This window comes from Streptomyces incanus (assembly GCF_042656345.1).
In the GTDB taxonomy this organism is placed as follows: domain Bacteria; phylum Actinomycetota; class Actinomycetes; order Streptomycetales; family Streptomycetaceae; genus Streptomyces; species Streptomyces incanus.
The window spans coordinates 40,907-64,927 of the sequence record NZ_JBHSPC010000013.1 but is presented as its reverse complement, the minus strand read 5'-3'; the positions used below and the strand labels follow the sequence as shown (position 1 = coordinate 64,927).

Sequence of the window (24,021 nt, the reverse complement as noted above, 5' to 3'; positions counted from 1 at the left end):
GCAGGTTGGAGGCGAGCTGCACGGTGGTGGCGGCGCCGGAGAGGACGACGTCCGCCCAGGGCCGGCGCAGTACGAGCGCGAGGGCGACGGCGTCGCACGCCAGGCCGGTCTCCTCGGCGACGGCCCTGAGCGCGTCGGGGGCATGGGCCACGGCCAGCCGACCGTTGGCCATGCCCTCCTTGACGATCACCGTGAGCCCGGCGTCATGGGCCTCGGCCAGTGCGGGTTCGGCGGAGGTCTCCAGCGCGTTGTACGTGGACTGGACGGTACGGAACAGGGGTTCGCCGTGGACGGTGACGGCGAGCGCGGCGCGGATGGCGTCGGCCTGGGCCGGACCGCTGGTGGAGAAGCCGACCGTGAGGCCCTGGGCCGCCGCCTCGGCGAGCCGGACGTGGAGGTCCTTGTCGGTGAGTGCGGGGCTCTCGGGGGTCACCGAATGGATCTGGTAGAGGTCGAGCCGGTCCCCGAGCAGCGCGTCGGACTCGGCGCGCTGCCGCTCGTAGGCGGCGAGGGAGTGCTCCTTGATCTCGTGGTGCTCGGCGTCGGTGGACCAGTCCGCGGTGTAGGTGTAGCCCCATTTGCTGCCGATGACGACATCGTCGGCGTCGGGCCGCTTCGTCAGCCAGTCGGCGAGGAACTCCTCCGACCTGCCGTACGAGCGGGCCGCATCGAAGTAGCGGACGCCCTGGGCGTAGGCGGCGTCGAGGAGGTCGTGGGTACGGGTGCGCAGGGCCTCGACGCTGCGATCGGTGCCGAGGTCGTCGTCGCGGCCCAGGTTGATGTAGCCGGGTCGGCCGACAGCGGCGAGTCCCAGGCCGATGTGGCAGGTGGGGGTGGTGGCCGAAGCCAGTGTGGCGAAGGGCATCGGGGCTCCGTTCGGTCGGCTCCTTGCGGCTGCCGGACCAACGTAACCCGCGATGCCCCTGCGGCACCCGATCCCTTACTTCTTGGCGTTTGCCCACGTGTGCTGGGCGGCCAGGTCCGTCCTGAGCTCGGCGAGCTGGACGGCGACCGCGCTCGGTGCCGTGCCGCCGCGGCCGTCGCGGGAGGCGAGGGCGCCGGGGACGTTGAGGACCGTGCGCACCTCGGGGGTGAGGTGGGCGGAGATCTTCACGAACTGCTCGTCGGTCAGCTCGTCGAGCTCCTTGCCCTCGGCCTCGGCGGTCTTGACGCACTCGCCGGCGACCTCGTGCGCGACGCGGAACGGCACGCCCTGCTTGACCAGCCACTCGGCGATGTCGGTGGCCAGCGAGAACCCGGCCGGGGCCAGCTCCTCCATGCGCTCACGGTGCACCGTGAGGGTGGCCATCATCCCGGTGAAGGCCGGCAGCAGGATCTCCAGCTGGTCGATGGAGTCGAAGACCGGCTCCTTGTCCTCCTGGAGGTCGCGGTTGTACGCGAGCGGGAGGGCCTTGAGGGTGGCCATCAGGCCGGTCAGGTTGCCGATCAGCCGGCCCGACTTGCCGCGCGCCAGCTCCGCGATGTCCGGGTTCTTCTTCTGCGGCATGATCGACGAGCCGGTGGAGAAGGCGTCGTGCAGGGTCACGAAGGAGAATTCCTTCGTGTTCCAGATGATGACCTCCTCGGCGATCCGGGAGAGGTTCACGCCGATCATCGCGGTGATGAAGGCGAACTCGGCGACGAAGTCCCTCGATGCCGTGCCGTCGATGGAGTTGGCCGCGCTGCCGTGCTCGAAGCCGAGGTCGCGGGCCACCGCCTCGGGGTCCAGGCCGAGGCTGCTGCCGGCCAGTGCGCCCGAGCCGTACGGTGAGACCGCGGTCCGCTCGTCCCACTGGCGCAGCCGTTCGGCGTCCCGGGACAGCGCCTGGACGTGGGCGAGGACATGGTGGGCGAAGAGCACCGGCTGGGCGTGCTGGAGGTGGGTGCGGCCGGGCATCGCCACGTCCGGGTGGGCCTCGGCGAGGCCGACGAGGGCGTCCTGGAGATCGGCGATCAGGCCGCCGAGCGTACGGGCGTGATCCCGCAGGTACATCCGGAACAGGGTCGCGACCTGGTCGTTCCTCGACCGTCCGGCGCGCAGTTTGCCGCCGAGGTCGGGGCCGAGCCGCTCCAGCAGGCCGCGCTCCAGGGCGGTGTGCACGTCCTCGTCGGCGATGGTGCCGGTGAACGAGCCGTCGGCGACGTCCGCCTCCAGCCGGTCGAGGCCCTCGATCATGCGGGTGAGCTCGTCCTCGGTGAGCAGGCCCGCCCCGTGCAGCACGCGCGCGTGCGCCCGCGAACCGGCGATGTCGTAGGGGGCGAGCCGCCAGTCGAAGTGGACGGACGCGGACAGCTTGGCCAGGGCCTCGGCGGGACCGTCGGCGAAACGGCCGCCCCAGAGCCGTACGTCACCGCTGTTGCTGCTCACTTGCGTTGCTCCTCGAAGACAGGCGGGTCATGGATGTGCCACCGCCTCCTCACTCAGGCGCAGGAGAGTGAGGAGGCGGTGTCAGATTAGTGCGTGACGGGTCGTCAGCCGGTCAGGCGAGGTCGCGCTTGGCGGCGATCTTCGACGACAGGCCGTAGATGTCGATGAAGCCCTTGGCCGCCGCCTGGTCGAACGTGTCGCCGGTGTCGTAGGTGGCGAGGTTGAAGTCGTACAGGGACGACTCGGAGCGCCGGCCGGTGACGACGGCCCGCCCGCCGTGCAGGGTCATCCGGACGTCACCGTTGACGTGCTGGTTGGCCTCGGTGATGAAGCCGTCCAGGGCGCGCTTGAGCGGGGAGAACCACTGGCCGTCGTAGACCAGTTCGCCCCAGCGCTGCTCGACCTGCCGCTTGTAGCGGGCGAGTTCGCGCTCGACGGTGACGTTCTCCAGCTCCTGGTGGGCCGTGATCAGCGCGATGGCGCCGGGCGCCTCGTACACCTCGCGGGACTTGATGCCGACGAGGCGGTCCTCGACCATGTCGATCCGGCCGACGCCCTGGGCGCCCGCGCGCTCGTTGAGCTCCTGGATGGCCTGGAGGACGGTGACGGGCTTGCCGTCGACGGCGACCGGCACACCCTCCTTGAAGGTGATGACGACCTCGTCGGCCTCGCGCGCCACGGCGGGGTTCTGCGTGTACTCGTAGACGTCCTCGATCGGCGCGTTCCAGATGTCCTCGAGGAAGCCGGTCTCGACGGCGCGGCCGAACACGTTCTGGTCGATGGAGTACGGCGACTTCTTCGTGGTCGCGATCGGCAGGCCCTTGGCCTCGCAGAAGGCGATGGCCTTGTCGCGGGTCATGGCGTAGTCACGGACCGGGGCGATGCACTTCAGGTCGGGGGCGAGGGCGACGATGCCGGCCTCGAAGCGGACCTGGTCGTTGCCCTTGCCGGTGCAGCCGTGGGCGACGGTGGTGGCGCCGTGCTTCTGCGCGGTGGCGACGAGGTGCTTGACGATCGTCGGCCGGGACAGCGCGGAGACCAGCGGGTAGCGGTCCATGTAGAGGGCGTTGGCCTTGATCGCCGGGAGGCAGTACTCGTCGGCGAATTCGTCCCTGGCGTCCGCGACCTCGGCCTCGACGGCACCGCAGGCGAGCGCGCGCTTGCGGATGACGTCCAGGTCCTCGCCGCCCTGGCCGACGTCGACCGCAACGGCGATGACCTCAGCGCCCGTCTCCTCGGCGATCCAGCCGATGGCGACGGAGGTGTCCAGACCGCCCGAATAGGCGAGTACGACGCGCTCGGTCACGGGCTTCTCCTTACAGTGCATTCGCTGATATGCATGAGTATGCAGGATGATGCATGATTCGTCAATCCGACTCCATCCGGAGGGCCCGACTCCCTCAGGGAGGCGATTTCGTACGGAGGGCGTGGAGTCCTTCACGCGGAGGGTGCGGAGCCCGGGGTCGATTCGGCGTGCGGTTGAACGCGGGTAATCGCTTTCCCGTATCTCCCGCAGGACGCAGGCGCCGCGTCGGCACAGCCGAGCCCTCCCCCACGGGCTCTCCCCCACGCAACCCCGAATCACCCCCGACCCGAGTGAGGCATTCACATGTCCAGGGCCCTTCCGAAGTACAACAAGCGTCGCGTCGGTTTCATCGGCGGCGCCGCCGCGGTGGCGCTGTCCGGTGCGGTGATCGCCGGATCCGCCCTCGCCGGCGAGTCCTCCGACGGCAACGACGCGAACGCCCGGACGCTCGCGGGACCCGGCACGATCAGCTGCCCCGATGTCGCCGCGGAGCTTCCCGCGATCCCCGCCTCCGCCCAGGCCGAGGTCGACCGCAACCTCGGCCAGCTCGACACCCAGATCACCGAGGCCAACCAGCGAATCGTCGACACCGTCGGCCAGGGCGGACCCAACTTCGTCCAGAACGCCATCCTCGGCCCTCTGCAGGACAAGCGCGTCGCCGCCATCAACCGCATCGCCACCGCCATCGGCCGCACCGCGGAACGCCCCGCCGGACTCGACTCCCTGGCCGCCTGCACGCTCGACGCGGAGGGCGCGGCGGACGCGGGCGGGGAGGCCGGCGGCGGCGAGGAAGCCCCCGCCCCGCCCGCCGACGACGCCGGCCAGGGAGCGGACCAGGGCGACGCGGGCCAGGAGGGCGGGGACGGCGCAGGCGACGCCGGGAACGCCGGCGTGGGCACGATCAGCTGCCCCGATGTCGCCGCGGAGCTTCCCGCGATCCCCGCCTCCGCCCAGGCCGAGGTCGACCGCAACCTCGGCCAGCTCGACACCCAGATCACCGAGGCCAACCAGCGAATCGTCGACACCGTCGGCCAGGGCGGACCCAACTTCGTCCAGAACGCCATCCTCGGCCCTCTGCAGGACAAGCGCGTCGCCGCCATCAACCGCATCGCCACCGCCATCGGCCGCACCGCGGAACGCCCCGCCGGACTCGACTCCCTGGCCGCCTGCACGCTCACGAAGTGACGTGACGAGCGCCGTGGCCGCCCCGCGTCACGCCGGCCGGGGCGGCCACGGGCGGGGTCCGGCTCCGCCCGGAACCCGTGCCGGCCGTCAATATCCTTAGACGGGCGAACGAACCGCGTCCATACTCAGTGAACATGGGAAAGACCTATGAGCGCATAGACGGCCGCCTGCGCACGTTCATCGAGGCGCAGCCGGTCTTCTTCACCGCCACCGCACCCCTGTCCGCCGACGGCACGGTCAACCTCTCACCCAAGGGCCTCCCGGGGTCCTTCGCGGTCCTCGACGAACTCACCGTGGCCTACCTCGACTTCGCCGGTTCCAACGCCGAGACCATCGCCCATCTACGGGAGAACGGCCGCATCACCCTGATGTGGTGCGCCTTCCAGGGGCCGCCCAACATCGTGCGCGTGCACGGCCGCGGTGAGCCCGTCTTCCGGGACGACCCGCGCTTCCCGGAACTGCTCGCCCGCTTCCCCGGCATCGATCCGACGGCCCACGGCCTGCGCGCGGTCGTCGTCGTGACCGCCGACCTCATCCGCGACACCTGCGGCTACGCCGTCCCCTTCATGGCGTACGAGGCGGACCGCGACCTGCACGCGAAGCGGTTCGCGCGCGAGGACGACGCCTCGCTGGACGCGTACTTCACCAAGAAGGAACACATCGCGACAAGCCTCGACGGCCTCCCCGGACTTCCCCTGCCCCTGCCCCCGTCCCCGGGCCCGCAGCATCCGGCGTCCCCGGGGGCCACGGCCCAGGACGTGCCTTAGGACCTCTCGTGGGATCATGCCGGGCTCGCCGGGTCCGGCATGATCCCAACGAAAGAACCCATGCCTGTTGCGAAAGTCCCTCCCGCCTCCGGATATCGCTGAACGCTCCCGTGTCACGGCACGTATGTGTGGGCCAAGGGTCAAGTCCCACGGAGGAACCGTGACCACCACGCTCGCAGGCGGCCGTGCCGCCCGCCGCCAGACGATGCGCCGCATCCGTCCGCGCCGCTCCCCCGCCGTGCCCCTGCTGCTCGCCGTGGGGGCGGGCGCGGTGGCCGTGCTGTGGTTGTGGTGGAACAACACGCCGTCCATCTCGGACACCACCGACCGGATCATCGCCGCGGGCCGCATCACCGGTCTCCTGGCCGGCTATCTGATGGCCCTCGTGGTGCTGCAGATGGCCCGGGTGCCCGCGCTGGAACGCCGGGTGGGCTCGGACCGGGTCGCCCGCTGGCACGCGATGAGCGGGCGCTACACCGTCAGCCTGGTCATCGCCCATGTCTTCCTCATCATGTGGGGCTACGCCCTCCAGGCGGGCAAGAGCCTCGGCGACATCGTCCAGCAGACGATCACCTCGGTCGATCAGCTGCCGGACATGGGCAAGGCCGCCATCGGCACGGGTCTGCTGTTCGTGATCGCCTTCCTCTCGATCGGCCCGATCCGCCGCCGGCTGCCGTACGACAGCTGGTATCACGTGCACCTGCTGACGTACGCGGCGATGTACCTGACGTTCTGGCACCAGATCACCACCGGCAACGAGTTCGCCGTGGAGCCGTCCGCGAAGACCTTCTGGTACGGGCTCTACGGCGTCGTCACCGCGCTGGTGCTCTGGTACCGGGTGCTCACCCCGATCCGGCTGAACCTGCGTCACCGGATGCGGGTCGATGCGGTCATCGAGGAGACGCCGGGCATCGTGTCGGTGCTGATCGGTGGGCGCAAGCTGCACCGGATCGGCGCCGAGGCGGGGCAGTTCTTCCGCTGGCGGTTCCTGGCACCGGGGATGCGGTTCAGTTCCCATCCGTACTCGCTGTCGGCGGCGCCCCGTCCCGACATGCTGCGGATCACGGTGAAGGCGATCGGCGACCACACCTCCCGGCTGCGCGAACTGGAGCCCGGCACCCGGGTGTGGGCTGAGGGCCCCTACGGGGCGCTGACCGCCCAGCGCCGCAGCCGCGGCAAGGTGCTGCTGGTCGCCGGCGGCGTGGGCATCACTCCGATGCGGGCCCTGTTCGAGACGCTGCCCGGCGCCTCCGGCGACATCACCCTGCTCTACCGGGCCAACACCACGCACGACCTGGCCCTGTGGAACGAGCTGGCCAAGATCGCCGACGAGCGCGGCGCCCGCCTGATGTACGCGGTGAACAGCCCCGAGGGGGAGCGCCCCGACATCTCCGCGGACAGCCTGCGCCGCAAGATTCCCGATATCGACGACCACGACGTCTTCATGTGCGGCCCGCCCGGGTTCGCCCAGTCGGTCTATGACGCACTGCGCGGCGCCGGGGTCCCCGCCCGCCGTATCCACCACGAGTCGTTCGAGATGTGAGCGACGGGTCATCCACACCCATCAGGAGCTTGAGAAGCGATGAGGAAGAGTCACCCCGTCCGGCGTGCCGTGCTGGCCACCGCCGCCACCGTCTCCGGGATCGTGCTGCTGCTGACGCTGAAGCCCGGTTCCGACCAGGGCTCGGCGGACGCGGCCGGCGGCGTGGTCCCGCCCGCGGCCGCGCAGTCCCCGCAGGGCGGCGCCCAGACCATCGCGAACGGCACGGTCACCGGTGACGCGGCCGACACCCAGTACGGCGCGGTGCAGGTGCGCCTGACGGTGAGTGGCGGGAAGATCACCAAGGCCGAGGCCGTCCAGTCACCCAAGGGCGGCCAGAGCGACCAGATCAACGCCAACGCCGTGCCCAGGCTCAACCAGGCCGCGATCGCCGCGCAGAGCGGCGAGATCGACGCGGTGTCCGGTGCGACGTACACCAGCGCCGGCTACAAGAAGTCGCTGCAGTCCGCGCTGGACAAGGCGAAGGCCGCCGGAGCGGCCGGGAGCGGGAACGGTCGGGACGGTGCGGGGAGCGCGCAGGCACTGGGCGACGGCACGGTCACCGGTGACGCGGCGCAGACCCAGTACGGCGCGGTGCAGGTGCGCCTGACGGTGAGTGGCGGGAAGATCACCAAGGCCGAGGCCGTCCAGTCCCCCAAGGGCGGCCAGAGCGACCAGATCAACGCCAACGCCGTGCCCAGGCTCAACCAGGCCACGGTCGCGGCCGGCAGCGCGGACATCGACGCGGTGTCCGGTGCGACGTACACCAGCGCCGGCTACAAGAAGTCGCTGCAGTCCGCGCTGGACCAGGCGAAGGCCGCCGGAGCGGCCGGAGCCGCCGAGAGCGCCGGCGACTCCGCCGCGGACGCGTCCACCGGTGACGGCTCCGCCGGGAGCGGGCAGGGCGGGGGCGGGGGGAACGCCCGGGCCGCCCTCAAGGACGGCATCGTGACCGGGGACGCGGCACAGACGGAGTACGGAGCCGTGCAGGTCCGGATCACCGTCGCGGGCGGGAAGATCACCAAGGCCGAGGCCGTGCAGGCGCCCAAGGGCGGCCAGAGCGACCGGGTCACCAACCAGTCCGTACCGAGGCTCAACCAGGCCGTCGTGAAGACCAGCGGCGCGGACATCGACGCCGTGTCGGGCGCCACGTACACCAGCGCCGGGTACAAGAAGTCGCTGCAGTCCGCGCTGGACCAGGCCGGGGGCTGAGACGGTGGCCGAGTCCGCACAGGCTCCCGCCGCGGTGCGTCATACGGAGGAGACGATGGGGACCGTCTTCTCCTTCGACGTCCGCGGCGGGCAATCCGCTGCCGTGCACGCGGCGTTGGAGGACGCGGCCGCCGGACTGCGCCGCGTCGACGAGGTGTTCAGCACGTACCGCGACGACTCGCAGATCTCGCGGCTGGCGCGCGGCGAGCTGACGGTCGGGGAGTGCGACCCCGAGGTCGCCGAGGTGCTGGAGCTGGCCGCGAAGGCGGAACGGGTGAGCGACGGCTGGTTCAGCACCCGCTACCGGGGCCGGCTCGACCCGACCGGCATCGTCAAGGGCTGGGCCACCGAGCGGGCCGCACGGCGGCTCGCGGAGGCCGGAGCGGTCGGGGTGAGTCTCAACGGCGGCGGTGACGTGCAGTTGCTGGGCACGCCGGGCGCCGGGCGGCCGTGGCGGGTGGGTGTGGCGGACCCGCTCCGTCCGGGCGGCCTGGCGGCCGTCGTCTCCGCTGCCGGGGCCGACGAGCTGGCCGTCGCCACCTCGGGCACCGCCGAGCGCGGCGATCACATCGTCGACCCGCGCACCGGCCGCTCCGCCGTGACCGACCTGGTCTCGGTGACGGTGGTGGCGCCCCGGCTGACCTGGGCCGACTGCTGGGCCACGGCCGCCTTCGCGATGGGGTCCCGGGAAGGGCTCGCATGGCTGGAGACGCTGCCCGACGTGGAGGCCCTGCTGATCACCGCGGGCGACGAGGTGCGCTGCACGGGGGGCCTGGCGGCCCGGCTGGGGTGAATCCCGAATCGGGGCAAGGGGACGCCGCGGCCGTGCCTCCGGGGGCGGCCGCGAGCGCCACCCGGCCCGTTCAGTTCCCGTTCTGCGCCAGCCTCAGCATGTGCTCGGCCAGCGCCTGCCCGCCCGCAGGGTCGCGGCTGATCAGCATGAGGGTGTCGTCGCCGGCGATGGTTCCCAGGATGTCGTGCAGTTCGGCCTGGTCGATCGCCGAGGCCAGGAACTGGGCGGCGCCGGGCGGGGTGCGCAGGACGACGAGGTTGGCGGACGCCTCCGCGGAGATCAGCAGTTCCTGGGAGAGCCGCCGCATCCGCTCCTCCTTGACGGACTCCCCCAACGGTGCGCGCGGGGTGCGGAACCCGCCCTCGCTCGGCACCGCGTAGATGAGGTCGCCGTCGGTGTCGCGGATCTTCACCGCGTTCAGCTCGTCCAGGTCCCGGGAGAGCGTCGCCTGGGTGACGCTCAGTCCGTGGTCGGCGAGCAGCTTCGCCAACTGGCTCTGCGAGCGCACTGGTTGCCGGTTGAGGATGTCCACGATTTGGCGGTGGCGGGCGGTGCGGGTCTGCGGTACGGCAGGCCCGGCAGGCTGTCCGTAGTCCTGATCGTGGCTCATCGTCGTCTCATTCTCCGGTTGTCCTCGGGGGCGTTCTTCGGCTCGTGGTGCGGTTCTCGCCCCGGTTCGCGGTCCGGCTCACTGTCCGGCTCGTCCTTCCCCGTCCGCTGCCCGGCCGACGGCGTCCAGGATGCCGGGCAGCGCCCCGAGGAAGGCGTCCACCGCGTCGTCCCCGAGGATCAGCGGCGGCATGAGCCGTACGACATCGGGGGCGGGCGCGTTCACCAGGAAACCGGCGTCCTGAGCCGCCTGTTGCACCTGGGGCGCGAGCGGTTCGGTGAGCACGATACCCAGGAGCAGGCCGGCACCCCGGACATGGCTGATCAACGGGTTGGCGAGGGCCTCGATCCCGTCGCGGAGCCGCTCGCCCTGCCGCTTGACGTTCTCGAGCAGTCCTTCGCTCTCGATGGTGTCGAGGACGGCGAGTCCGGCCGCGCAGGCGACCGGGTTGCCCCCGAAGGTCGTGCCGTGCTGGCCGGGGTGCAGCAGGTCCGCGGCGCGGCCGAAGGCGACGGTCGCGCCGATCGGCAGCCCACCGCCGAGCCCCTTGGCGAGGGTGACGACATCGGGCAGGACGCCTTCGTGGGCCTGGTACTCGAACCAGTTGCCGGTGCGGCCGATGCCGGTCTGCACCTCGTCCAGGACGAGCAGCGCGCCTGTGGCGGCCGTGATGGCTCGGGCGGCCTTCAGATAGCCGGGCGGGGGCACCACGACCCCGTTCTCGCCCTGGATCGGCTCGATGACGACCAGCGCCGTGTCCGCGGTGACCGCGGCGGCCAGGGCCTGCGCGTCACCGTAGGGAACATGGGTGACGTCCCCGGGCAGCGGTGCGAACGGCTCCCGCTTGCCCGGCTGGCCGGTCAGCGCGAGGGCGCCCATGGTGCGGCCGTGGAAACCGCCGTCGGTGGCGACCATGTGGGTCCGGCCGGTCAGCCGTCCGATCTTGAACGCGGCCTCGTTGGCCTCGGCGCCCGAGTTGCAGAAGTACACCCGGCCGTCACGGCCGAAGAGTCGCAGGAGCCGTTCGGCGAGCGCGACGGGCGGCTCGGCGACGAACAGGTTGGAGACATGGCCGAGGGAGGCGATCTGCCGGCTGACGGCCTCGACGACGGCCGGGTGGGCGTGGCCGAGCGCGTTGACGGCGATCCCCCCGACGAAGTCGGTGTACTCCTTGCCGTCGGCGTCGCGGACGGTGGTGCCCGCGCCGCTGACCAGGGACAGCTTCGGGGTGCCGTAGTTGTTCATGAGCGCGCCCCGCCACCGCGCGCTCAGCTCCTCGTTGCTCACGAATCCCCCTGTGCGTGCGGTGTCCGGTCCTGGGACTGCGGTGTCTCGTCGGGCACGACCATGGTGCCGATGCCCTCGTCGGTGAAGATCTCCAGCAGGATCGAGTGCTGGACCCGGCCGTCGATGACGCGGGCGGTCGTCACCCCGTTGCGCACGGCGTGCAGGCAGCCCTCCATCTTCGGCACCATGCCCGAGGACAGCTCCGGCAGGAGCTTCTCGAGCTGGGACGCGGTGAGACGGCTGATCACCTCGTCGGAGTTCGGCCAGTCCTCGTAGAGCCCCTCGACGTCGGTGAGGACCATGAGGGTCTCGGCGTCCAGAGCAGCAGCGAGTGCCGCAGCCGCCGTATCAGCATTGACGTTGTAGACATGGTGGTCGTCCTGGGAACGGGCGATCGACGAGACGACCGGGATACGGCCGTCGGCGAGCAGGGCCTCGATGGCGCCGGTGTCGATCTCGGTGATCTCGCCGACCCGTCCGATGTCGACGAACTCTCCGTCGATCTCGGGCCGGTGCCGGGTCGCGGTGATGGTGTGCGCGTCCTCGCCGGTGAGGCCGACGGCGAAGGGTCCGTGCCGGTTGAGCAGCCCGACCAGTTCGCGCTGCACCTGTCCGGCCAGCACCATCCGTACGACGTCCATGGCGTCCTCGGTGGTCACCCTGAGGCCGGCCTTGAACTCGCTGACGATGCCGTGCCGGTCGAGCGCGGCGCTGATCTGCGGGCCGCCGCCGTGCACGACGACCGGCTTGAGGCCGGCGTGCCGCAGGAAGACCACGTCCTGGGCGAAGGCGTTCTTCAGTTCCTCGTCCACCATGGCGTTGCCGCCGAACTTGATGACGACGGTCTTCCCGTGGTGCCGGGTCAGCCAGGGCAGCGCCTCGATGAGGATCTGCGCCTTGGGCAGGGCGGTGTGCTTGCGGGTGGTGCTCATGAGGAGTACGCGCTGTTCTCGTGGACGTAGTCGGCGGTGAGGTCGTTGGTCCAGATGGTGGCGGTCGCCCCGCCGGCGCCCAGGTCGGCGACGATGTGGACCTCGCGGTAGCGCATGTCGACCTTGTCGCGGTCCTCGCCGACGCCGCCGTTCTTGCACACCCAGACGCCGTTGATGGCGACGTCGAGCGCGTCGGGCTCGAAGGCGGCCTTCGTCGTGCCGATCGCGGAGAGCACCCGGCCCCAGTTGGGGTCCTCGCCGTGGATGGCGCACTTGAGGAGGTTGTTGCGGGCGATGGAGCGGCCCACCTCGACGGCGTCGTCCTCGGTCGCGGCGCCCACCACCTCGACCTTGATGTCCTTGCTGGCGCCCTCGGCGTCCCGGATGAGCTGCTGGCCGAGGTCGTCGCATACGGCGCGTACGGCCTCGGCGAACTCCTCGTACGCGGGGGTGACGCCGGCGGCGCCGGAGGCGAGCAGCAGCACGGTGTCGTTGGTGGACATGCAGCCGTCGGAGTCGACGCGGTCGAAGGTGACCCGGGTCGCTGCGCGCAGGGCCCGGTCCAGTGCCTCGGCCTCGACGTCGGCGTCGGTGGTGAGGACGACCAGCATGGTGGCGAGGCCGGGGGCGAGCATGCCGGCGCCCTTGGCCATGCCGCCGACGGTCCAGCCGTCCTTGGTCACGACGGACGTCTTGTGCACGCTGTCCGTGGTCTTGATGGCGATGGCGGCCTTCTCGCCACCGTGTTCGGACAGCCGACCCGCGGCCGTCTCGACTCCCGGAAGCAGCTTGTCCATGGGGAGGGTGACGCCGATGAGCCCGGTGGAGCAGACGGCGATCTCGCCCGCGCCCGCGCCGAGGACCTCGGCCGCCTTCTCGGCGGTGGCGTGGGTGTCCTGGAACCCCTTCGGTCCCGTACAGGCGTTGGCACCACCGGAGTTGAGGACGACGGCGGCGACCTGCCCGCTCTTCAGCACCTGCTCGGACCAGAGCACGGGCGCGGCCTTGACGCGGTTGGAGGTGAAGACGCCCGCGGCGGCGCGGCGCGGTCCGTTGTTGACCACGAGGGCCAGGTCCGGGTTGCCGTTCTCCTTGATCCCGGCGGCGATGCCCGCCGCCGTGAATCCCTTTGCTGCCGTCACACTCACGGCGCGACTCCGATCGTCGTCAGTCCGGTGGACTCGTCGAGCCCGAGGGCGATGTTCATGCTCTGCAGAGCGCCGCCCGCGGTGCCCTTGGTGAGGTTGTCGATGGCGCTGATCGCGATGATCCGCTCCGCGGCCCCGTCGTACGCGACCTGGACCTGAACGGCGTTGGAACCGTGGACGGACGCCGTCGCGGGCCACTGGCCCTCGGGGAGGAGGCGGACGAAGGGTTCGTCGGCGAACGCCTTCTCGTAGGCGGTCCGGACGGCCGCGGCGGTGACGCCGGGCCGGGCCTTCGCGGTGCAGGTGGCGAGGATGCCGCGGGGCATCGGCGCGAGCGTCGGGGTGAAGGAGACGGAGACCCGCTCCCCCGCCACCGCGCTGAGGTTCTGGATCATCTCGGGGGTGTGCCGGTGGACGCCGCCGACGCCGTACGGCGACATCGACCCCATGACCTCGCTGCCCAGCAGGTGCGGCTTGGCCGCCTTGCCCGCGCCGGAGGTGCCGGAGGCGGCGACGATCACCGCCTCGGCCTCGGCGAGGCCCGCCGTGTACGCCGGGAACAGGGCGAGCGAGACGGCGGTCGGGTAGCAACCGGGCACCGCGATGCGCTTGGACCCCTCCAGCGCGGCGCGGCCGCCCGGCAGTTCGGGCAGGCCGTAGGGCCAGGTGCCGGCGTGCGGGGAGCCGTAGAACGTCTCCCAGTCGCCGGCGTCGGCGAGCCGGTGGTCGGCGCCCATGTCGACGACGAGCGCCTCCGGGCCGAGCTGCTCGGCGACGGCGGCGGACTGCCCGTGCGGCAGCGCGAGGAAGACCACGTCATGTCCGGCGAGCACCTCGATGGTGGTCGGCTCCAGCACCCGCTCGGCGAGCGGCACCAGATGCGGCTGCAGGCTCCCCAGCAACTGCCCGGCGTTGGAGTTCCCGGTCAGCGCACCGATCTTCACTCCCGGGTGCGCGAGCAGCAGCCTCAAGAGCTCCCCGCCCGCATATCCACTGGCCCCGGCCACAGCCACTCGTACGCTCACGGAAACCTCCTCATCGATGGCATGACTATACGTACAGTCGCAGTTTTATGCAATGCAGGCCGGGCTGCCGGCATACGCCGGTTGTGACTGAGCGCGATAGTTGGCCCTTGAGCACGCCAGTCGGCCCCTGAGCGCGACGGTTGGCATGCAAGGCGATGGTGTGACCGTGCACTGGAGCTGTCCGAGGAGCGCTGGACTTGTCGCGGGTGCGCATTCCACTCGGCCGCAGGGCAGCGCCTGGACGGGCTGACCTGCATGGTCCCCCTCGATCCCCTTCACCCGCCTTCGTGAACGTGCTGAGTCGGTGGCCTGTCGAGCCGGCCGGGGATCGGTCGCGGGCTTCGAACCCTGCGATGGGGGACCGACCAGCTCCCGACCACGGAATCGGGACCGGAAACTACGCCGGCACCCCTTCCGCCCGTTCAAGGAGCAGCGTGCCGCCGTCCTTCGTCCATCGGATCACCACATACGACCCCGCCGACCGCGACGAGCACGGCCACTACACCGGCGCCGAGGACACGGTCAGCGACCACGGACCTGTCGAAGCGGCGTACCTGGCGGCGATCGCCGCCTTCGCGGAGGCCTCGGACATCGACCGGCTGGAGATCCGCGAACCTGCGGTCACCGGCTTCGTCCACTTCGGCGTGGAACCGCCGGTCGAGGGGCACGGCCTCGGCGGGCTCTTCCCGCCCGACCTCACCGGCTACCACGACGGGGCCGAGGTCTCCCTTCCGGTCGCCCTGGAACTGGTCCGGGCCATGCTCCGCGACCAGGGCGCCTGGTGCCGGCTGGAGGTGGGGGATGTGTTCACCGTGCACGTCGGGTGGGACCAGTACGTGTACGTGGGCAGCGACCGGCCCTGCGCGGAGGCCGTGGCCCGTACACGGGAACTCGGTCTCTTCCCGGAACCGCTGACGGCCTCGCCCTACGCGGCCGAGTTCGACGAGGCGGAAGTGACGGAGCCGGCCGACGAGGACTTCTGGACGCGCGTGCGCACCCTGCTCGCCTCACCGCAGCCGTTGCTCCTCGAGGAGACCTACGTCCTCAACGCCGCACGCCGGCACCGCCTCACTCTGGAGAACCTCGACACAGTGCGCGCCGGTCTCGGCCCGCGCGCCCTGCTGACCGTCTGGCCCGACCTGACCCCGGACGTCGGCGCGGTCCTCGCCGCGCTGCCCGAGGAGGGATCCGTGGAGTTCCTCTGGGAGGGGCAGAACGGGCTGATCAGCCACGCGATCGTCGACGACACCGAGTACCGGGAGCTCGCCGCCCACGTGGCCGGTGCGCGAGCGGCCTGCGCCCTGCCCCTCGACGAACGCCACCCGCTGCTCTGCGCCGTCCTGCCGGACGGCGACGGCGTGCTGCGCGCCCGCTGGTGACCCGGTTCGCGCGCCGCGCGGGACAGCCGGGTGCTGTGCATCGAAATCGTCCCAAGAGTGGCGGTGGGCGTGGTCATCCGGTGGCCTTCCGGTTCCGAAGGGCTGCCGCGGTGAAGCGCGTCATTTCCCGGCTGGGGCGGGGGCTCGGGGAAGGCGTAGCTGGAAACATGCTCCGAGGGTCCGGGGGGTGAGGGTGAGGGTGCCTTGATGGCGGTGGGCCAGGTCGCGGGCGATGGCGAGGCCCAGGCCGGTGCCGCCGTGGTCGCGGGAGCGGGCGTCGTCGAGCCGGACGAAGCGTTCGAAGATGCGCTCGGCGTCCTCGGTGGGCACGCCCGGTCCGTCGTCGTGCACCGTGAGGACGACCCAGGCGTCCTGGTTTCGGATGGTGATCTGGATGCGGTGTGCGGCGTGGCGGACGGCGTTGTCGATGAGGTTGCGCAGCAGCCGTTCGTATTCGTCGGGGTCTCCGTGTGCGTGTGCGGGGGCGGTGCTGTCGCAGGTGAGGGTCAACGGTCGCTCGGTGAGGGGGTATTGCTCGGTCATCCGGGAGGCGAGGGCTGTCAGGTCGACGCTTTCGGGGCTGGCTATGGGGGTGCGGGTGTCGAGGCGGGCGAGTAGGAGCAGGTCCTCGGCGAGGGCCTGGAGGCGGCGGGTCTGTCGTGCGGCAGTGATGACTGCCGCAGGCCAGTCGGTGCGTTCCGGGTAGGCGAGCGCGACTTCCAGGCTGGCCAGCAGTGTGGTGAGGGGGCTGCGCAGTTCGTGGGCGGCGTCCGCGACGAAGCGGCGTTGCTGGGCGGCGGCGTTGTCGAGGCGTTGGAGGGTGGCGTTGATGGTGGTGGCCAGGGCCGTGATCTCGTGTCCCGTGGCGGGCACGGTGACGCGTTCGCGGGGGTCGCTCGCGGTGACCGAGGCGGTGAGGACGCGGATGGCTTCGACCGGCCGCAGCGCGATGCGGACGGTGAAGTAGGCGATGGCGGCGATCAGCACGAGGCCGATGAGGCCGGCGCGCAGCAGCAGGCGGTCGGTGGTCTCGGTGATTTCCTCGGCCGCGCTCGGGAGCACCACCACATAGACCCGCAGCTTGGCGTCGGCGGCGATGCCCAGATCGGCGACCTTGTCGCTGCTCAGTTCATCGGCTTCGATGTCGGCCGCCAGGACCTGATGCATCCCGCCGGCCATGTCGCCTCTGATCCCGGGGTTGTAGTCACGGTTCACAGGCAGGCGGACGTAGTTGGGCGACCCTTCCCCGGTCGGGGCGGGCATCACGTGGTGGGTGCCGGGATCGAAGTCCTCCATGCCTCCGCCGTAGGCGACGGCGGTGCGTCGGCCGGTCGCGACGACTTCGTACGGCACGGCGCTCGCGCGAGCGGGAACCACTCCCTCTCTCAGCTGGCCGCTGAGGGCAAAGAGCTGTGCCACGGCCTGTTCGGTGGCGATCTGCGTGCTCTGGCGGTAGACGTCGCGGTGTACCCACCAGCCTATGGCGGCCAGGACGACGGCGGCAGTCGAGGCAACGGCCAGGGCCGTGCGGGCTCGTACCGAACGTGGCCACCAGCGGTGTCGCAGTTCAGTCGCGTTCACGGTCGTCCACCAGCCGGTATCCGGTTCCTCGTACGGTCTGCAGGGACTGCCGCTGGAATGCGGCGTCCATCTTCTTGCGGAGAGAGCTGATGCGCGCCTCCACCAGGTTGGGATCCTCGGCCTCGTCGGGCCACGCGTGGTAGAGCAGATCCGCTTTGGAGACCGCCTGGCCCGCCCGGCGGGCCAGCAGCTCCAGCACGGCGAACTCCCTGGGCGTGAGGTCCACCCGGCTCCCGGCCCGGCGGCAGACCCGGGCAGCGACGTCCAACGAGAGGTCCCCCACGGCGAGGACGGGCGGGGCGACCGTGGCGGCTCGTCTGACCAGGGCCCGCAGCCGTGCGACGAGCACCATGTAGGAGAAGGGTTTGGCCAGGTAGTCGTCGGCCCCCGTGTCCAGGGCCTCTGCCTGATCCCACTCCCCGTCCTTGGCGGTGAGTACCAGGATGGGGGTCGTGTTCCCCTCCCGGCGCAGCTGGGCGCAGACCTTGTAGCCGTTGAGTCCGGGCAGCATCAAGTCCAGTACGACAAAGGCGTATTCGCCGGTCCGGGCCATCCACAGTCCCTGCCGGCCGTCATGGGCGAGGTCGACGCTGTAGCCCTCGGCGGTCAGGCCGGTGCGCAGGGTGTGGGCAAGGTCCACCTCGTCTTCGACCACCAATATGCGCATGCGGTGCAGCCTCGCACAGCGCCGGCCCGCCTTCCTGATCGGCCGGTCAGGTTGGATCAGCAACCGGTCAACGAGGTCCGGGCACGCTGGCGGGACTTCTTCGCCACTGCTGAAAGGCCCTGTCGTCGATGTCCGTTGATGAACGTGCGCCCGCCGTGATCGAGACGGTCGCTGCTCCCCCACCCGTCCGTCGGCCGTCACCGCGCCCGGCCCGAGCGGTTGTCGTCCTCGCTCCCATGCTGCTGACCATCGCTCTTGGACTCTGGGGCATCCGCAGGAAGAACACCATGTGGGGGGACGAGTCCGTCACCTATCAGCTCGCGCACCGCGACCTTTCGCAGATATGGCTCACCGCCCAGCATGTCGATCTGGTCCATGCCCTCCACTACGCCGTGATGCATGAGATCTTCGGTCTCTTCGGCGCAGGACTGCTGACGTTGCGGCTGCCGTCCGTGCTGGCGATGTCCGCGGCGGCGAGCGCAGTCGGGCTTCTGGGCCTGCGTCTGGCGGGGCCGCGTGTCGGGCTGCTGGCCGGGCTGGTGTTTCCGCTCCTTCCTCAGGTGCAGAAGTACACGCAGGAAGGCCGCTCGTACGCCATGGTCTGCGCCCTGGTCGCCTGGGCCACCTATGCGCTCGTGGTCGGCGTCACGCGCCACGCCCGACGGCGGTGGGCGGTCTACGGCTGCACCATGCTACTGGCCTGTCTGCTCCATGAGTTCGCGGTTCTCGCCCTGGTCGCACACGGCGTCACACTGGTCGTCTCCCGTGTTCCGCGACCGGTGCTGAGGGCGTGGGGTGTGACTGCCGCAGGCGTGGTGGCCGGGCTGTTGCCGCTGGCGATCCGCAGTGCGGAGCAGTCCGCGCAGGTGTCCTGGATCGACGTACCGGTGCGGCTGCCTGAATTCCTGGCCGCGGCGGTCGTGGGCGTGGCGTGTGCCCTGGCGCCCGTGGCGGCGAGGGGACCCGTGCGGCTCCCTGTGCTGGCTGTGTCGATCGTTGTGCTTCCGTGCCTTCTGCTGCTGATCGCCTCGCTGGTCAAGCCCCTCTTCGTCGATCGGTACGTGCTCTACAGCAACATCGGAATCGCCTTGCTGGTGGGCGCCTGCATGGATCACTTCCACCGGCTGCGGAAGTCCTCCCGCAACGCGGCGGTTGCGGGAGTGGCCGCGGTTGCCGTACTGGCCGCACTCGTCCTGACGGGCCTTTGGCTGAGGACGCCCCAGAGCCGAAGCAATGACGTCACCGCCATCGGCGCCACCGTACGCAAGGTGGGCCGTCCCGGCGACGGACTGCTCTATCTCTCCGGCCAGCACCGGATCTGGACCGCGGCCAACCCCGAGGACACCCGTTTCCTGACGGATCTGGCCCTGGCACAGGACCCCGTTTCATCGAACACACTGGCAGGTGTCGAGCTTCCCGCCCCGGACATAGCAGCCCGCATGCTGGAATTCGACCGAATCGTCGCGGTCCGCGCCCCGGCGGGTGCGCACTCGCCGGCCGACCCGCAGGAGCAAGCGAAAGCAAGCACTCTGCGGCGCCACTTCCGCGAGCACGGAACAACCCATGTCAACGGGGCGCGCATCACCATCTATGTCCGAAGCCACGAACCGTCCCCGAAGGCCGATCCTGGATTCAACAGCCCGGGAGCGAGCGGTGGGGTGATGAGGTGACCGCGACGCCGACCCTCGCGCCCGATCTCTGTACACACGGGCTGCCGGCCTTCCGGTTCACCCTGCAGTCCGACACCTCGACCGATGTCGCGATGCTGCTGCGGGACGTGATGCCGCCACTTCCGATGCGGGACGGCTGGGGCGAGGACATGGAGTGGCCCTCTGCCGGGGTTCCGGCCGACGTGATCGCCGAGTTCGCCGCGCCCTGTCCGACCACGTTCCGCCGTCTCGATGAGCTCGGCCCGGAAGCCGTCGGGCAATTGAAATTCTCGGTCACACCGGGGCTGTGCGGCTCGGCCCCGCATCCGGCGAGTGAGCAGCTCACCCGGCGGGGCCGAGTGCTCCGGTTCGGTGAGCCGAGCGTTGTGGCTGGTGAGCGAGTTGATCTCTGTTTGGCGATAGTGCGGATGTCGTGCAGAGCGGGTGCATAGGATCGCCGGCATGGCACTGCGACCTGTCCTGGTGAACATAAAGGCTCTGGACGACTCGACGATCGGCCGGTTCTGGGCGGAGGCGCTCGGCTGGCGTGTCACCAGCGAGGAACCCGGCGCGACCGCCGCTCAACCCGTCGGCTTCGATTGGCTGGACCCGGTCACCGTCTGCGTCGACGTCATTGCCGTCCCGGAACCCAAGACGACGACAAAGAACCGTGTGCACCTCGATCTCGCCACTACCTCTGCAGCCCACCAGGCGGAGTTGGTCGCGCGCCTGAAGGCTCTCGGTGCGACGCCCGCCCACGTGGGCCAGGGCGACGTGCCGTGGACGGTCCTCGCCGACCCCGAGGGCAACGAATTCTGCGTGCTGGAGCCTCGGGAGATCTACCGGGACACCGGGCCGATCGCCGCAGTGGTGGTCGACTGCGCGGATCCGCGGGCCATGGCCCGGTTCTGGGACGAGGCGATGGACTGGACCCTGCACGAGGTGACCGACGATCATGCGGTGTTGCGCTCCGCCAAGGGTGTCGGCCCGTATCTCGAGTTCCTCCGCACTGGCGTGAAGACCGTGCCGGACCGCGTCCATCTCGACCTGGTGCCGGGCCCCGGTGACGACAAAGCAGCGGAGGTGGCCCGGCTGCGGGCCCTCGGCGCCACCGATCTCGACCTCGGCCAGGGTGATGTCCCGTGGACGTGCTTGGCCGACCCGGAGGGCCACGAGTTCTGCGTCCTCGCCCCGTCCTGACGCGGAGCCTCAACGCACCCCGACACGTGAGCCTTGTGTGCTCATGCGCCATGCCCCCGAGCGGGTCGGGCTGCGGCGTCCCGGTCGATCCGGGCGGCGGGAGCTTGCGTGCAGGGGGCGAGATCAACCCGCTCACCGGCCGCAGCGCTCAACTCGCCGGCCGAAGTGCTCGGTCACAGCCGGTGAGATCCGGCGTTCCGGCCGGCCCTGCGGCCCTGCGGCCTGCCCGGCCGGGCATCAGGGTCGTTCTGTCCCCCGCCGCGTCCCGGGCGTGCCCTTCGAGCACGGTGCCCGTGAACACGCTGGTGATCGCGCGGCGGGCCCTGTTTGACCTTGACACGGTGACAAGGCCTTCACTGCTTGCCGAGGAGGTGGTCTCAATGACGGCCACGGGACAGGACATGGATGCGGCACGAATGATCCGGGGGCTGGAGGACGACCGTTCGTCCGTGCGGCTGCGGGCCGCCATGGCGGTCGGTACGACGCCCGGCCCGCGCTTCGTCGACAAGCTCGTCGAGCGGTGCGCGATCGAGCCCGAGTTCTTCGTCCGCGACATGCTGACCTGGGCACTCACCCGCCACCTGGCGTCCATGACCGTTCCCCGGCTGCTCCGCGAACTCCGCTCGGAGCGTGCCCAGGCACGGAGCCAGGCGCTGCACACGCTGTCCAAGATCGGGGACCGGCAGGCGTGGCCGGCGATCACCCGGGCGCTGCTGACCGACGCCGATGACGAGGTGGCGCGAAGCGCCTGGCGGGCCGCGGTCGTGCTCGTGCCGGAAGGCGAGGAGTCCGCGTTGGCCACGGCGTTGGCGACGCAGCTCGGGCGCGGTGAGCGGGAGACTCAGCTGAGTCTCAGCCGGGCGCTGGTCGCGCTGGGGAAAGCGACCGCGCCGGCTCTGCACGCCGCGACGACGGTTCCCGACCCGAGCGTGTGCGCGCACGCGCTCGCCACACAACGGCTGTTGCGCGACCCGGACACCGGATTCGAGTTCGCGATCGAGGAGGCCAAGCGCACCATGGCCCTCGGCGGGTCTGGGAAGGAGGGATGATGGAGCGTGCTGATCGGTGAGGTGGCGCGACGGTCCGGGGTCAGCGCCCGCATGCTCAGGCATTACGAGTCGCTCGGTCTGGTACGGCCTTCGGGCCGTACGTGCTCCGGCTACCGGGAGTACTCCGGAGAGGACATCCGGCGGATCTTCCACATCGAGAGCCTGCGGTCGCTGGGGCTGTCGCTGCGTGAGATCGGGCGCGCGCTCGAAGATCCCGGCTTCACGCCCTCGGCGCTCGTCGGCGACCTCCTCCGTCAGACGCGCGAACGCATCGCGACGGAGACCGAGATGCTCACGCGGCTGCGCCGGATCGAGGCCGCGGACCCCGCCGACTGGGAGGACGTCCTCCACGTGGTCGCACTCCTCCGGGCACTGAGGTCGAAGAGCGCCGACACGCGCCAGCGTGCGGCCCTTTCCTCGGCCGGCGAGGTTCCGGTGCCGTTGGAGGCCCTGGTCGAGGCGGTACTGAGCGAGACGGAGCCGAACGTCGCCGGAGCCCTTCGATGGGCGCTGGCGCGATCCGGCGACGGAGGCGCGGCTCTGCTGGCGGAGGGCCTCGGCTCACCGGTGGCCACAGTGCGGGAACGTGCCGTTCAGGCCCTCACCGAGATGCCCGGTGACGAGGCCGTCGCGCGGCTGCAAGACGCCCTCGCGCACCCCGACGCCGTGGTCCGCGGGCACGCACGCTGCCTTGGCGCTCGGGACCCGCGGGGCGGCCGATGCGGTCCCGACGCTCATCGACATGATCGTGAAGGGAAGGAACGACACCGACGCGGCCGACGCGCTGAGTGTGCTGGCGGGCGACGACGCGCAGACGGACCGGATCGCGACCGGCCTCATCGACCGCCTCGCCCACGACACCACCCGAGCGCCCGCACGCGGGCGGCTGACCCAGGCACTGGCGGGCGTCCCGGGGGCGAGGGTGTCGCGTGCCCTTGTGGAGCTGTCGTATGACGGGGACCGCGCCGTGGCACTGACCGCGACGTACCTTCTTCGGCTGCGCGACGCCCGGTGACGGGTCTCCCCGGGGGTACGCGTACGCGGTGACGGCATCACACCCCGTAAGCATGAGGAAAACTGCAGGCGGGTGGGCCGAGTACACGAGGTTTGGCCAGTGGTGCCGACTGGAGCACTCAGTCACACCCGCCGCTATGCGCACAAGGTCCCGAGCCCTTGAGCCCACTTGACGCGCCAACGACATCGGACGGGTTCGGGATCAGGGCACGAATACGTCAGTGACTGCCTTGCAACCGCGCCTCGGGCGGTTCGTCACCCGAGGCAGGCGCGACGAAGCCGGAGGCGGGCTCTTGGGTGCCGAGCCTGTCGAGTGTGCGAGCGGCCACCTGCGTCACCTCCACGAGAGAGGCGTGCAACACCGGCACGAATGCGGCCAGTTCCTCTCCGCTCGCCCGGTCTGCTTCGAGAATGGCGCCGATGACTGCACTCAGGGCGTCGGCCGTCTCGACCGCGAACACATCGGCGGCCCGCTCGAGAACACCACCGGACTCGGCGACGACCATGATGCGTTTGCCGCTGTCCGTCCGACCTCCGATCTCCCGGGGCTGTCTCGAGGTGTTCCACTCGCCGTGCCAGGTCCTGGCACAGTCGTTCTCGTGCGCCCCGCTGTGACCTGCGGGCAGGGAGCAGGGCTGACGGTCGGCCCCGACACCCGGACCGAACTCGGGGTGGCGCGCGCAGCAACGCTCACTCACGCGCCAACACCTCCCTCCGGGACATACGGGCGAACCAAACGGGTGTCCCGGTCGACGACCGGGTCGACAACCGGGGTGGAGTGCCACGGGGTCACGAGATACCCGGTGGACACCGGGGCGATGGCAGCCCTGCGTTCACCACTGGGAGGCAGCAGCCATGCCAACAGCGCAGCGATAAGGTTCCGCACAGGTCGACTCCTACTCGGTCGGCTCAGCCCCAGGGGTGGCCCTGCACGGCCGCCCCTGGGGCGCTTTGTCCATCTACTGATATCCAGCTTACGCGGTTACGCGTAACCGCGGTAGCGAATCTATGCGGTAACGCGCACGCTGACCGGATGCCTGATCTTGACCGTTCACAGAATCTCTGGCCACAGATCCTCACCGACCTGCGCCGACGGTTGCGCGCTGGAGAGTGGACACCGGGCGAGCGCTTCCCCGGGACCGTGACACTGGCAGCGGAGTACGGGACGGCCCAGGCCACGACACAGAAAGCAGTTGTCGCCCTACGTGCGGAAGGCTGGCTGCGCCTGGAAGTCGGGCAGGGAAACTACGTCGCCGATCCCCTCCCTGCCGCTGGAGACACGTAACAGAGAGGGGCAGCACCCCCGGGC

The 24,021-nt window shown here is 70.6% G+C and carries 21 protein-coding genes and 2 pseudogenes; 12 read left to right on the top strand and 11 right to left on the bottom strand.

The window, feature by feature from the left end; all coding sequences use genetic code 11:
* The 3 genes from ACFP2V_RS04590 to ACFP2V_RS04580 all read right to left on the bottom strand — a co-directional run.
* The coding region (locus tag ACFP2V_RS04590) for an aldo/keto reductase (protein ID WP_381205760.1) at positions 1-865 on the bottom strand (865 nt) is incomplete at its 3' end.
* A 75-nt stretch (positions 866-940) separates the two neighbouring features.
* Positions 941-2,368, bottom strand: coding sequence for an argininosuccinate lyase (gene argH, locus ACFP2V_RS04585; protein WP_381205757.1), 1,428 nt, complete (start codon positions 2,366-2,368; stop codon positions 941-943).
* Between the two features lie 112 nt (positions 2,369-2,480).
* A complete protein-coding gene (locus ACFP2V_RS04580) occupies positions 2,481-3,674 on the bottom strand; it encodes an argininosuccinate synthase (protein ID WP_381205753.1) in 1,194 nt (397 codons plus the stop codon).
* Between the two features lie 303 nt (positions 3,675-3,977).
* Here ACFP2V_RS04580 and ACFP2V_RS04575 point away from each other — a divergent pair, with 303 nt between their 5' ends.
* The 5 genes from ACFP2V_RS04575 to ACFP2V_RS04555 all read left to right on the top strand — a co-directional run bounded on the left by ACFP2V_RS04575 (position 3,978) and on the right by ACFP2V_RS04555 (position 9,171).
* Entirely contained in the window at positions 3,978-4,859 is an 882-nt protein-coding gene (locus ACFP2V_RS04575) for a hypothetical protein (RefSeq protein ID WP_381205750.1), read from the top strand.
* 134 nt (positions 4,860-4,993) lie between these two features.
* Positions 4,994-5,626 (top strand): pyridoxamine 5'-phosphate oxidase family protein, encoded by a 633-nt coding sequence (locus tag ACFP2V_RS04570; protein WP_381205747.1) that lies wholly within the window; start codon positions 4,994-4,996, stop codon positions 5,624-5,626.
* A 160-nt stretch (positions 5,627-5,786) separates the two neighbouring features.
* Complete coding sequence (locus tag ACFP2V_RS04565) at positions 5,787-7,169, top strand: ferredoxin reductase family protein (protein ID WP_381205744.1); 1,383 nt, start codon at positions 5,787-5,789, stop codon at positions 7,167-7,169.
* A 39-nt stretch (positions 7,170-7,208) separates the two neighbouring features.
* Positions 7,209-8,378, top strand: a complete 1,170-nt coding sequence (locus ACFP2V_RS04560; RefSeq protein ID WP_381205740.1) for an FMN-binding protein — start codon at positions 7,209-7,211, stop codon at positions 8,376-8,378.
* A 55-nt stretch (positions 8,379-8,433) separates the two neighbouring features.
* Positions 8,434-9,171: an FAD:protein FMN transferase gene (locus ACFP2V_RS04555; RefSeq protein ID WP_381205736.1), complete on the top strand. Its 738-nt coding sequence runs from the start codon at positions 8,434-8,436 to the stop codon at positions 9,169-9,171.
* Between the two features lie 70 nt (positions 9,172-9,241).
* On the opposite strand, the gene ACFP2V_RS04550 is transcribed toward ACFP2V_RS04555, so the two are convergent.
* From ACFP2V_RS04550 to argC, 5 genes are all read right to left on the bottom strand, one after another.
* Positions 9,242-9,781: an arginine repressor gene (locus tag ACFP2V_RS04550; protein ID WP_381205733.1), complete on the bottom strand. Its 540-nt coding sequence runs from the start codon at positions 9,779-9,781 to the stop codon at positions 9,242-9,244.
* Positions 9,782-9,859: 78 nt separating this feature from the next.
* Positions 9,860-11,068, bottom strand: coding sequence for an acetylornithine transaminase (locus ACFP2V_RS04545; RefSeq protein WP_381205730.1), 1,209 nt, complete (start codon positions 11,066-11,068; stop codon positions 9,860-9,862).
* A complete protein-coding gene (gene argB, locus ACFP2V_RS04540) occupies positions 11,065-12,000 on the bottom strand; it encodes an acetylglutamate kinase (RefSeq protein WP_381205727.1) in 936 nt (311 codons plus the stop codon). Before argB ends, ACFP2V_RS04545 begins: the two co-directional genes overlap by 4 nt.
* Positions 11,997-13,148 carry a bifunctional glutamate N-acetyltransferase/amino-acid acetyltransferase ArgJ gene (gene argJ, locus ACFP2V_RS04535; RefSeq protein ID WP_381205724.1) on the bottom strand — a complete coding sequence of 384 codons (1,152 nt, stop codon included), beginning with the start codon at positions 13,146-13,148 and terminating at the stop codon, positions 11,997-11,999. Before argJ ends, argB begins: the two co-directional genes overlap by 4 nt.
* On the bottom strand, positions 13,145-14,173 hold the full coding sequence (gene argC / locus ACFP2V_RS04530; RefSeq protein ID WP_381205722.1) for an N-acetyl-gamma-glutamyl-phosphate reductase: 1,029 nt from the start codon (positions 14,171-14,173) through the stop codon (positions 13,145-13,147). Before argC ends, argJ begins: the two co-directional genes overlap by 4 nt.
* A 434-nt stretch (positions 14,174-14,607) precedes the next feature.
* On the opposite strand from argC, the gene ACFP2V_RS04525 reads away from it, so the two are divergent.
* Positions 14,608-15,552, top strand: a complete 945-nt coding sequence (locus tag ACFP2V_RS04525) for an RNA-binding protein (protein ID WP_381205719.1) — start codon at positions 14,608-14,610, stop codon at positions 15,550-15,552.
* A gap of 120 nt (positions 15,553-15,672) precedes the next feature.
* On the opposite strand, the gene ACFP2V_RS04520 is transcribed toward ACFP2V_RS04525, so the two are convergent.
* Positions 15,673-17,133, bottom strand: a complete 1,461-nt coding sequence (locus ACFP2V_RS04520) for a sensor histidine kinase (protein ID WP_381205716.1) — start codon at positions 17,131-17,133, stop codon at positions 15,673-15,675.
* Complete coding sequence (locus tag ACFP2V_RS04515) at positions 17,120-17,800, bottom strand: response regulator transcription factor (RefSeq protein WP_381205713.1); 681 nt, start codon at positions 17,798-17,800, stop codon at positions 17,120-17,122. Before ACFP2V_RS04515 ends, ACFP2V_RS04520 begins: the two co-directional genes overlap by 14 nt.
* Before the next feature lie 236 nt (positions 17,801-18,036).
* Here ACFP2V_RS04515 and ACFP2V_RS04510 point away from each other — a divergent pair, with 236 nt between their 5' ends.
* The 5 genes and pseudogenes from ACFP2V_RS04510 (at position 18,037) to ACFP2V_RS04490 (ending at position 22,713) form a co-directional block, all read left to right on the top strand.
* Positions 18,037-19,470, top strand: coding sequence for a glycosyltransferase family 39 protein (locus ACFP2V_RS04510; protein WP_381205710.1), 1,434 nt, complete (start codon positions 18,037-18,039; stop codon positions 19,468-19,470).
* Positions 19,455-19,670 (top strand): annotated as a pseudogene (locus ACFP2V_RS04505) (hypothetical protein); the annotation flags it as partial. The gene ACFP2V_RS04510 and the pseudogene ACFP2V_RS04505, both read left to right, overlap by 16 nt.
* Before the next feature lie 241 nt (positions 19,671-19,911).
* A complete protein-coding gene (locus tag ACFP2V_RS04500) occupies positions 19,912-20,649 on the top strand; it encodes a VOC family protein (RefSeq protein WP_381205707.1) in 738 nt (245 codons plus the stop codon).
* Positions 20,650-21,029: 380 nt separating this feature from the next.
* On the top strand, positions 21,030-21,698 hold the full coding sequence (locus tag ACFP2V_RS04495; RefSeq protein ID WP_381205704.1) for a HEAT repeat domain-containing protein: 669 nt from the start codon (positions 21,030-21,032) through the stop codon (positions 21,696-21,698).
* A 6-nt stretch (positions 21,699-21,704) separates the two neighbouring features.
* Positions 21,705-22,713, top strand: a pseudogene (locus ACFP2V_RS04490) (MerR family transcriptional regulator).
* A 217-nt stretch (positions 22,714-22,930) separates the two neighbouring features.
* On the opposite strand, the gene ACFP2V_RS04485 reads toward ACFP2V_RS04490, so the two are convergent.
* The gene (locus ACFP2V_RS04485; RefSeq protein WP_381205700.1) at positions 22,931-23,218 is read right to left on the bottom strand and encodes a hypothetical protein; all 288 of its coding nucleotides are present in this window, start codon (positions 23,216-23,218) and stop codon (positions 22,931-22,933) included.
* A gap of 527 nt (positions 23,219-23,745) precedes the next feature.
* Between ACFP2V_RS04485 and ACFP2V_RS04480 the strand changes: the two genes are divergently transcribed.
* Positions 23,746-23,997 carry a GntR family transcriptional regulator gene (locus ACFP2V_RS04480; protein WP_381205696.1) on the top strand — a complete coding sequence of 84 codons (252 nt, stop codon included), beginning with the start codon at positions 23,746-23,748 and terminating at the stop codon, positions 23,995-23,997.
* The last annotated feature ends 24 nt before the right edge of the window (positions 23,998-24,021 follow it).

Bases quoted from the DNA above. Each gene is read 5' to 3' on its own strand.
- ACFP2V_RS04550 (WP_381205733.1), bottom strand. From the start codon at position 9,781: ATGAGCCACGATCAGGACTACGGACAGCCTGCCGGGCCTGCCGTACCG.
- argB (WP_381205727.1), bottom strand. From the start codon at position 12,000: ATGAGCACCACCCGCAAGCACACCGCCCTGCCCAAGGCGCAGATCCTC.
- ACFP2V_RS04560 (WP_381205740.1), top strand. From the start codon at position 7,209: ATGAGGAAGAGTCACCCCGTCCGGCGTGCCGTGCTGGCCACCGCCGCC.
- ACFP2V_RS04555 (WP_381205736.1), top strand. From the start codon at position 8,434: ATGGGGACCGTCTTCTCCTTCGACGTCCGCGGCGGGCAATCCGCTGCC.
- ACFP2V_RS04570 (WP_381205747.1), top strand. From the start codon at position 4,994: ATGGGAAAGACCTATGAGCGCATAGACGGCCGCCTGCGCACGTTCATC.
- ACFP2V_RS04495 (WP_381205704.1), top strand. From the start codon at position 21,030: ATGACGGCCACGGGACAGGACATGGATGCGGCACGAATGATCCGGGGG.
- ACFP2V_RS04575 (WP_381205750.1), top strand. From the start codon at position 3,978: ATGTCCAGGGCCCTTCCGAAGTACAACAAGCGTCGCGTCGGTTTCATC.
- ACFP2V_RS04510 (WP_381205710.1), top strand. From the start codon at position 18,037: ATGCTGCTGACCATCGCTCTTGGACTCTGGGGCATCCGCAGGAAGAAC.
- ACFP2V_RS04500 (WP_381205707.1), top strand. From the start codon at position 19,912: ATGGCACTGCGACCTGTCCTGGTGAACATAAAGGCTCTGGACGACTCG.
- ACFP2V_RS04480 (WP_381205696.1), top strand. From the start codon at position 23,746: ATGCCTGATCTTGACCGTTCACAGAATCTCTGGCCACAGATCCTCACC.
- ACFP2V_RS04485 (WP_381205700.1), bottom strand. From the start codon at position 23,218: ATGGTCGTCGCCGAGTCCGGTGGTGTTCTCGAGCGGGCCGCCGATGTG.
- ACFP2V_RS04515 (WP_381205713.1), bottom strand. From the start codon at position 17,800: ATGCGCATATTGGTGGTCGAAGACGAGGTGGACCTTGCCCACACCCTG.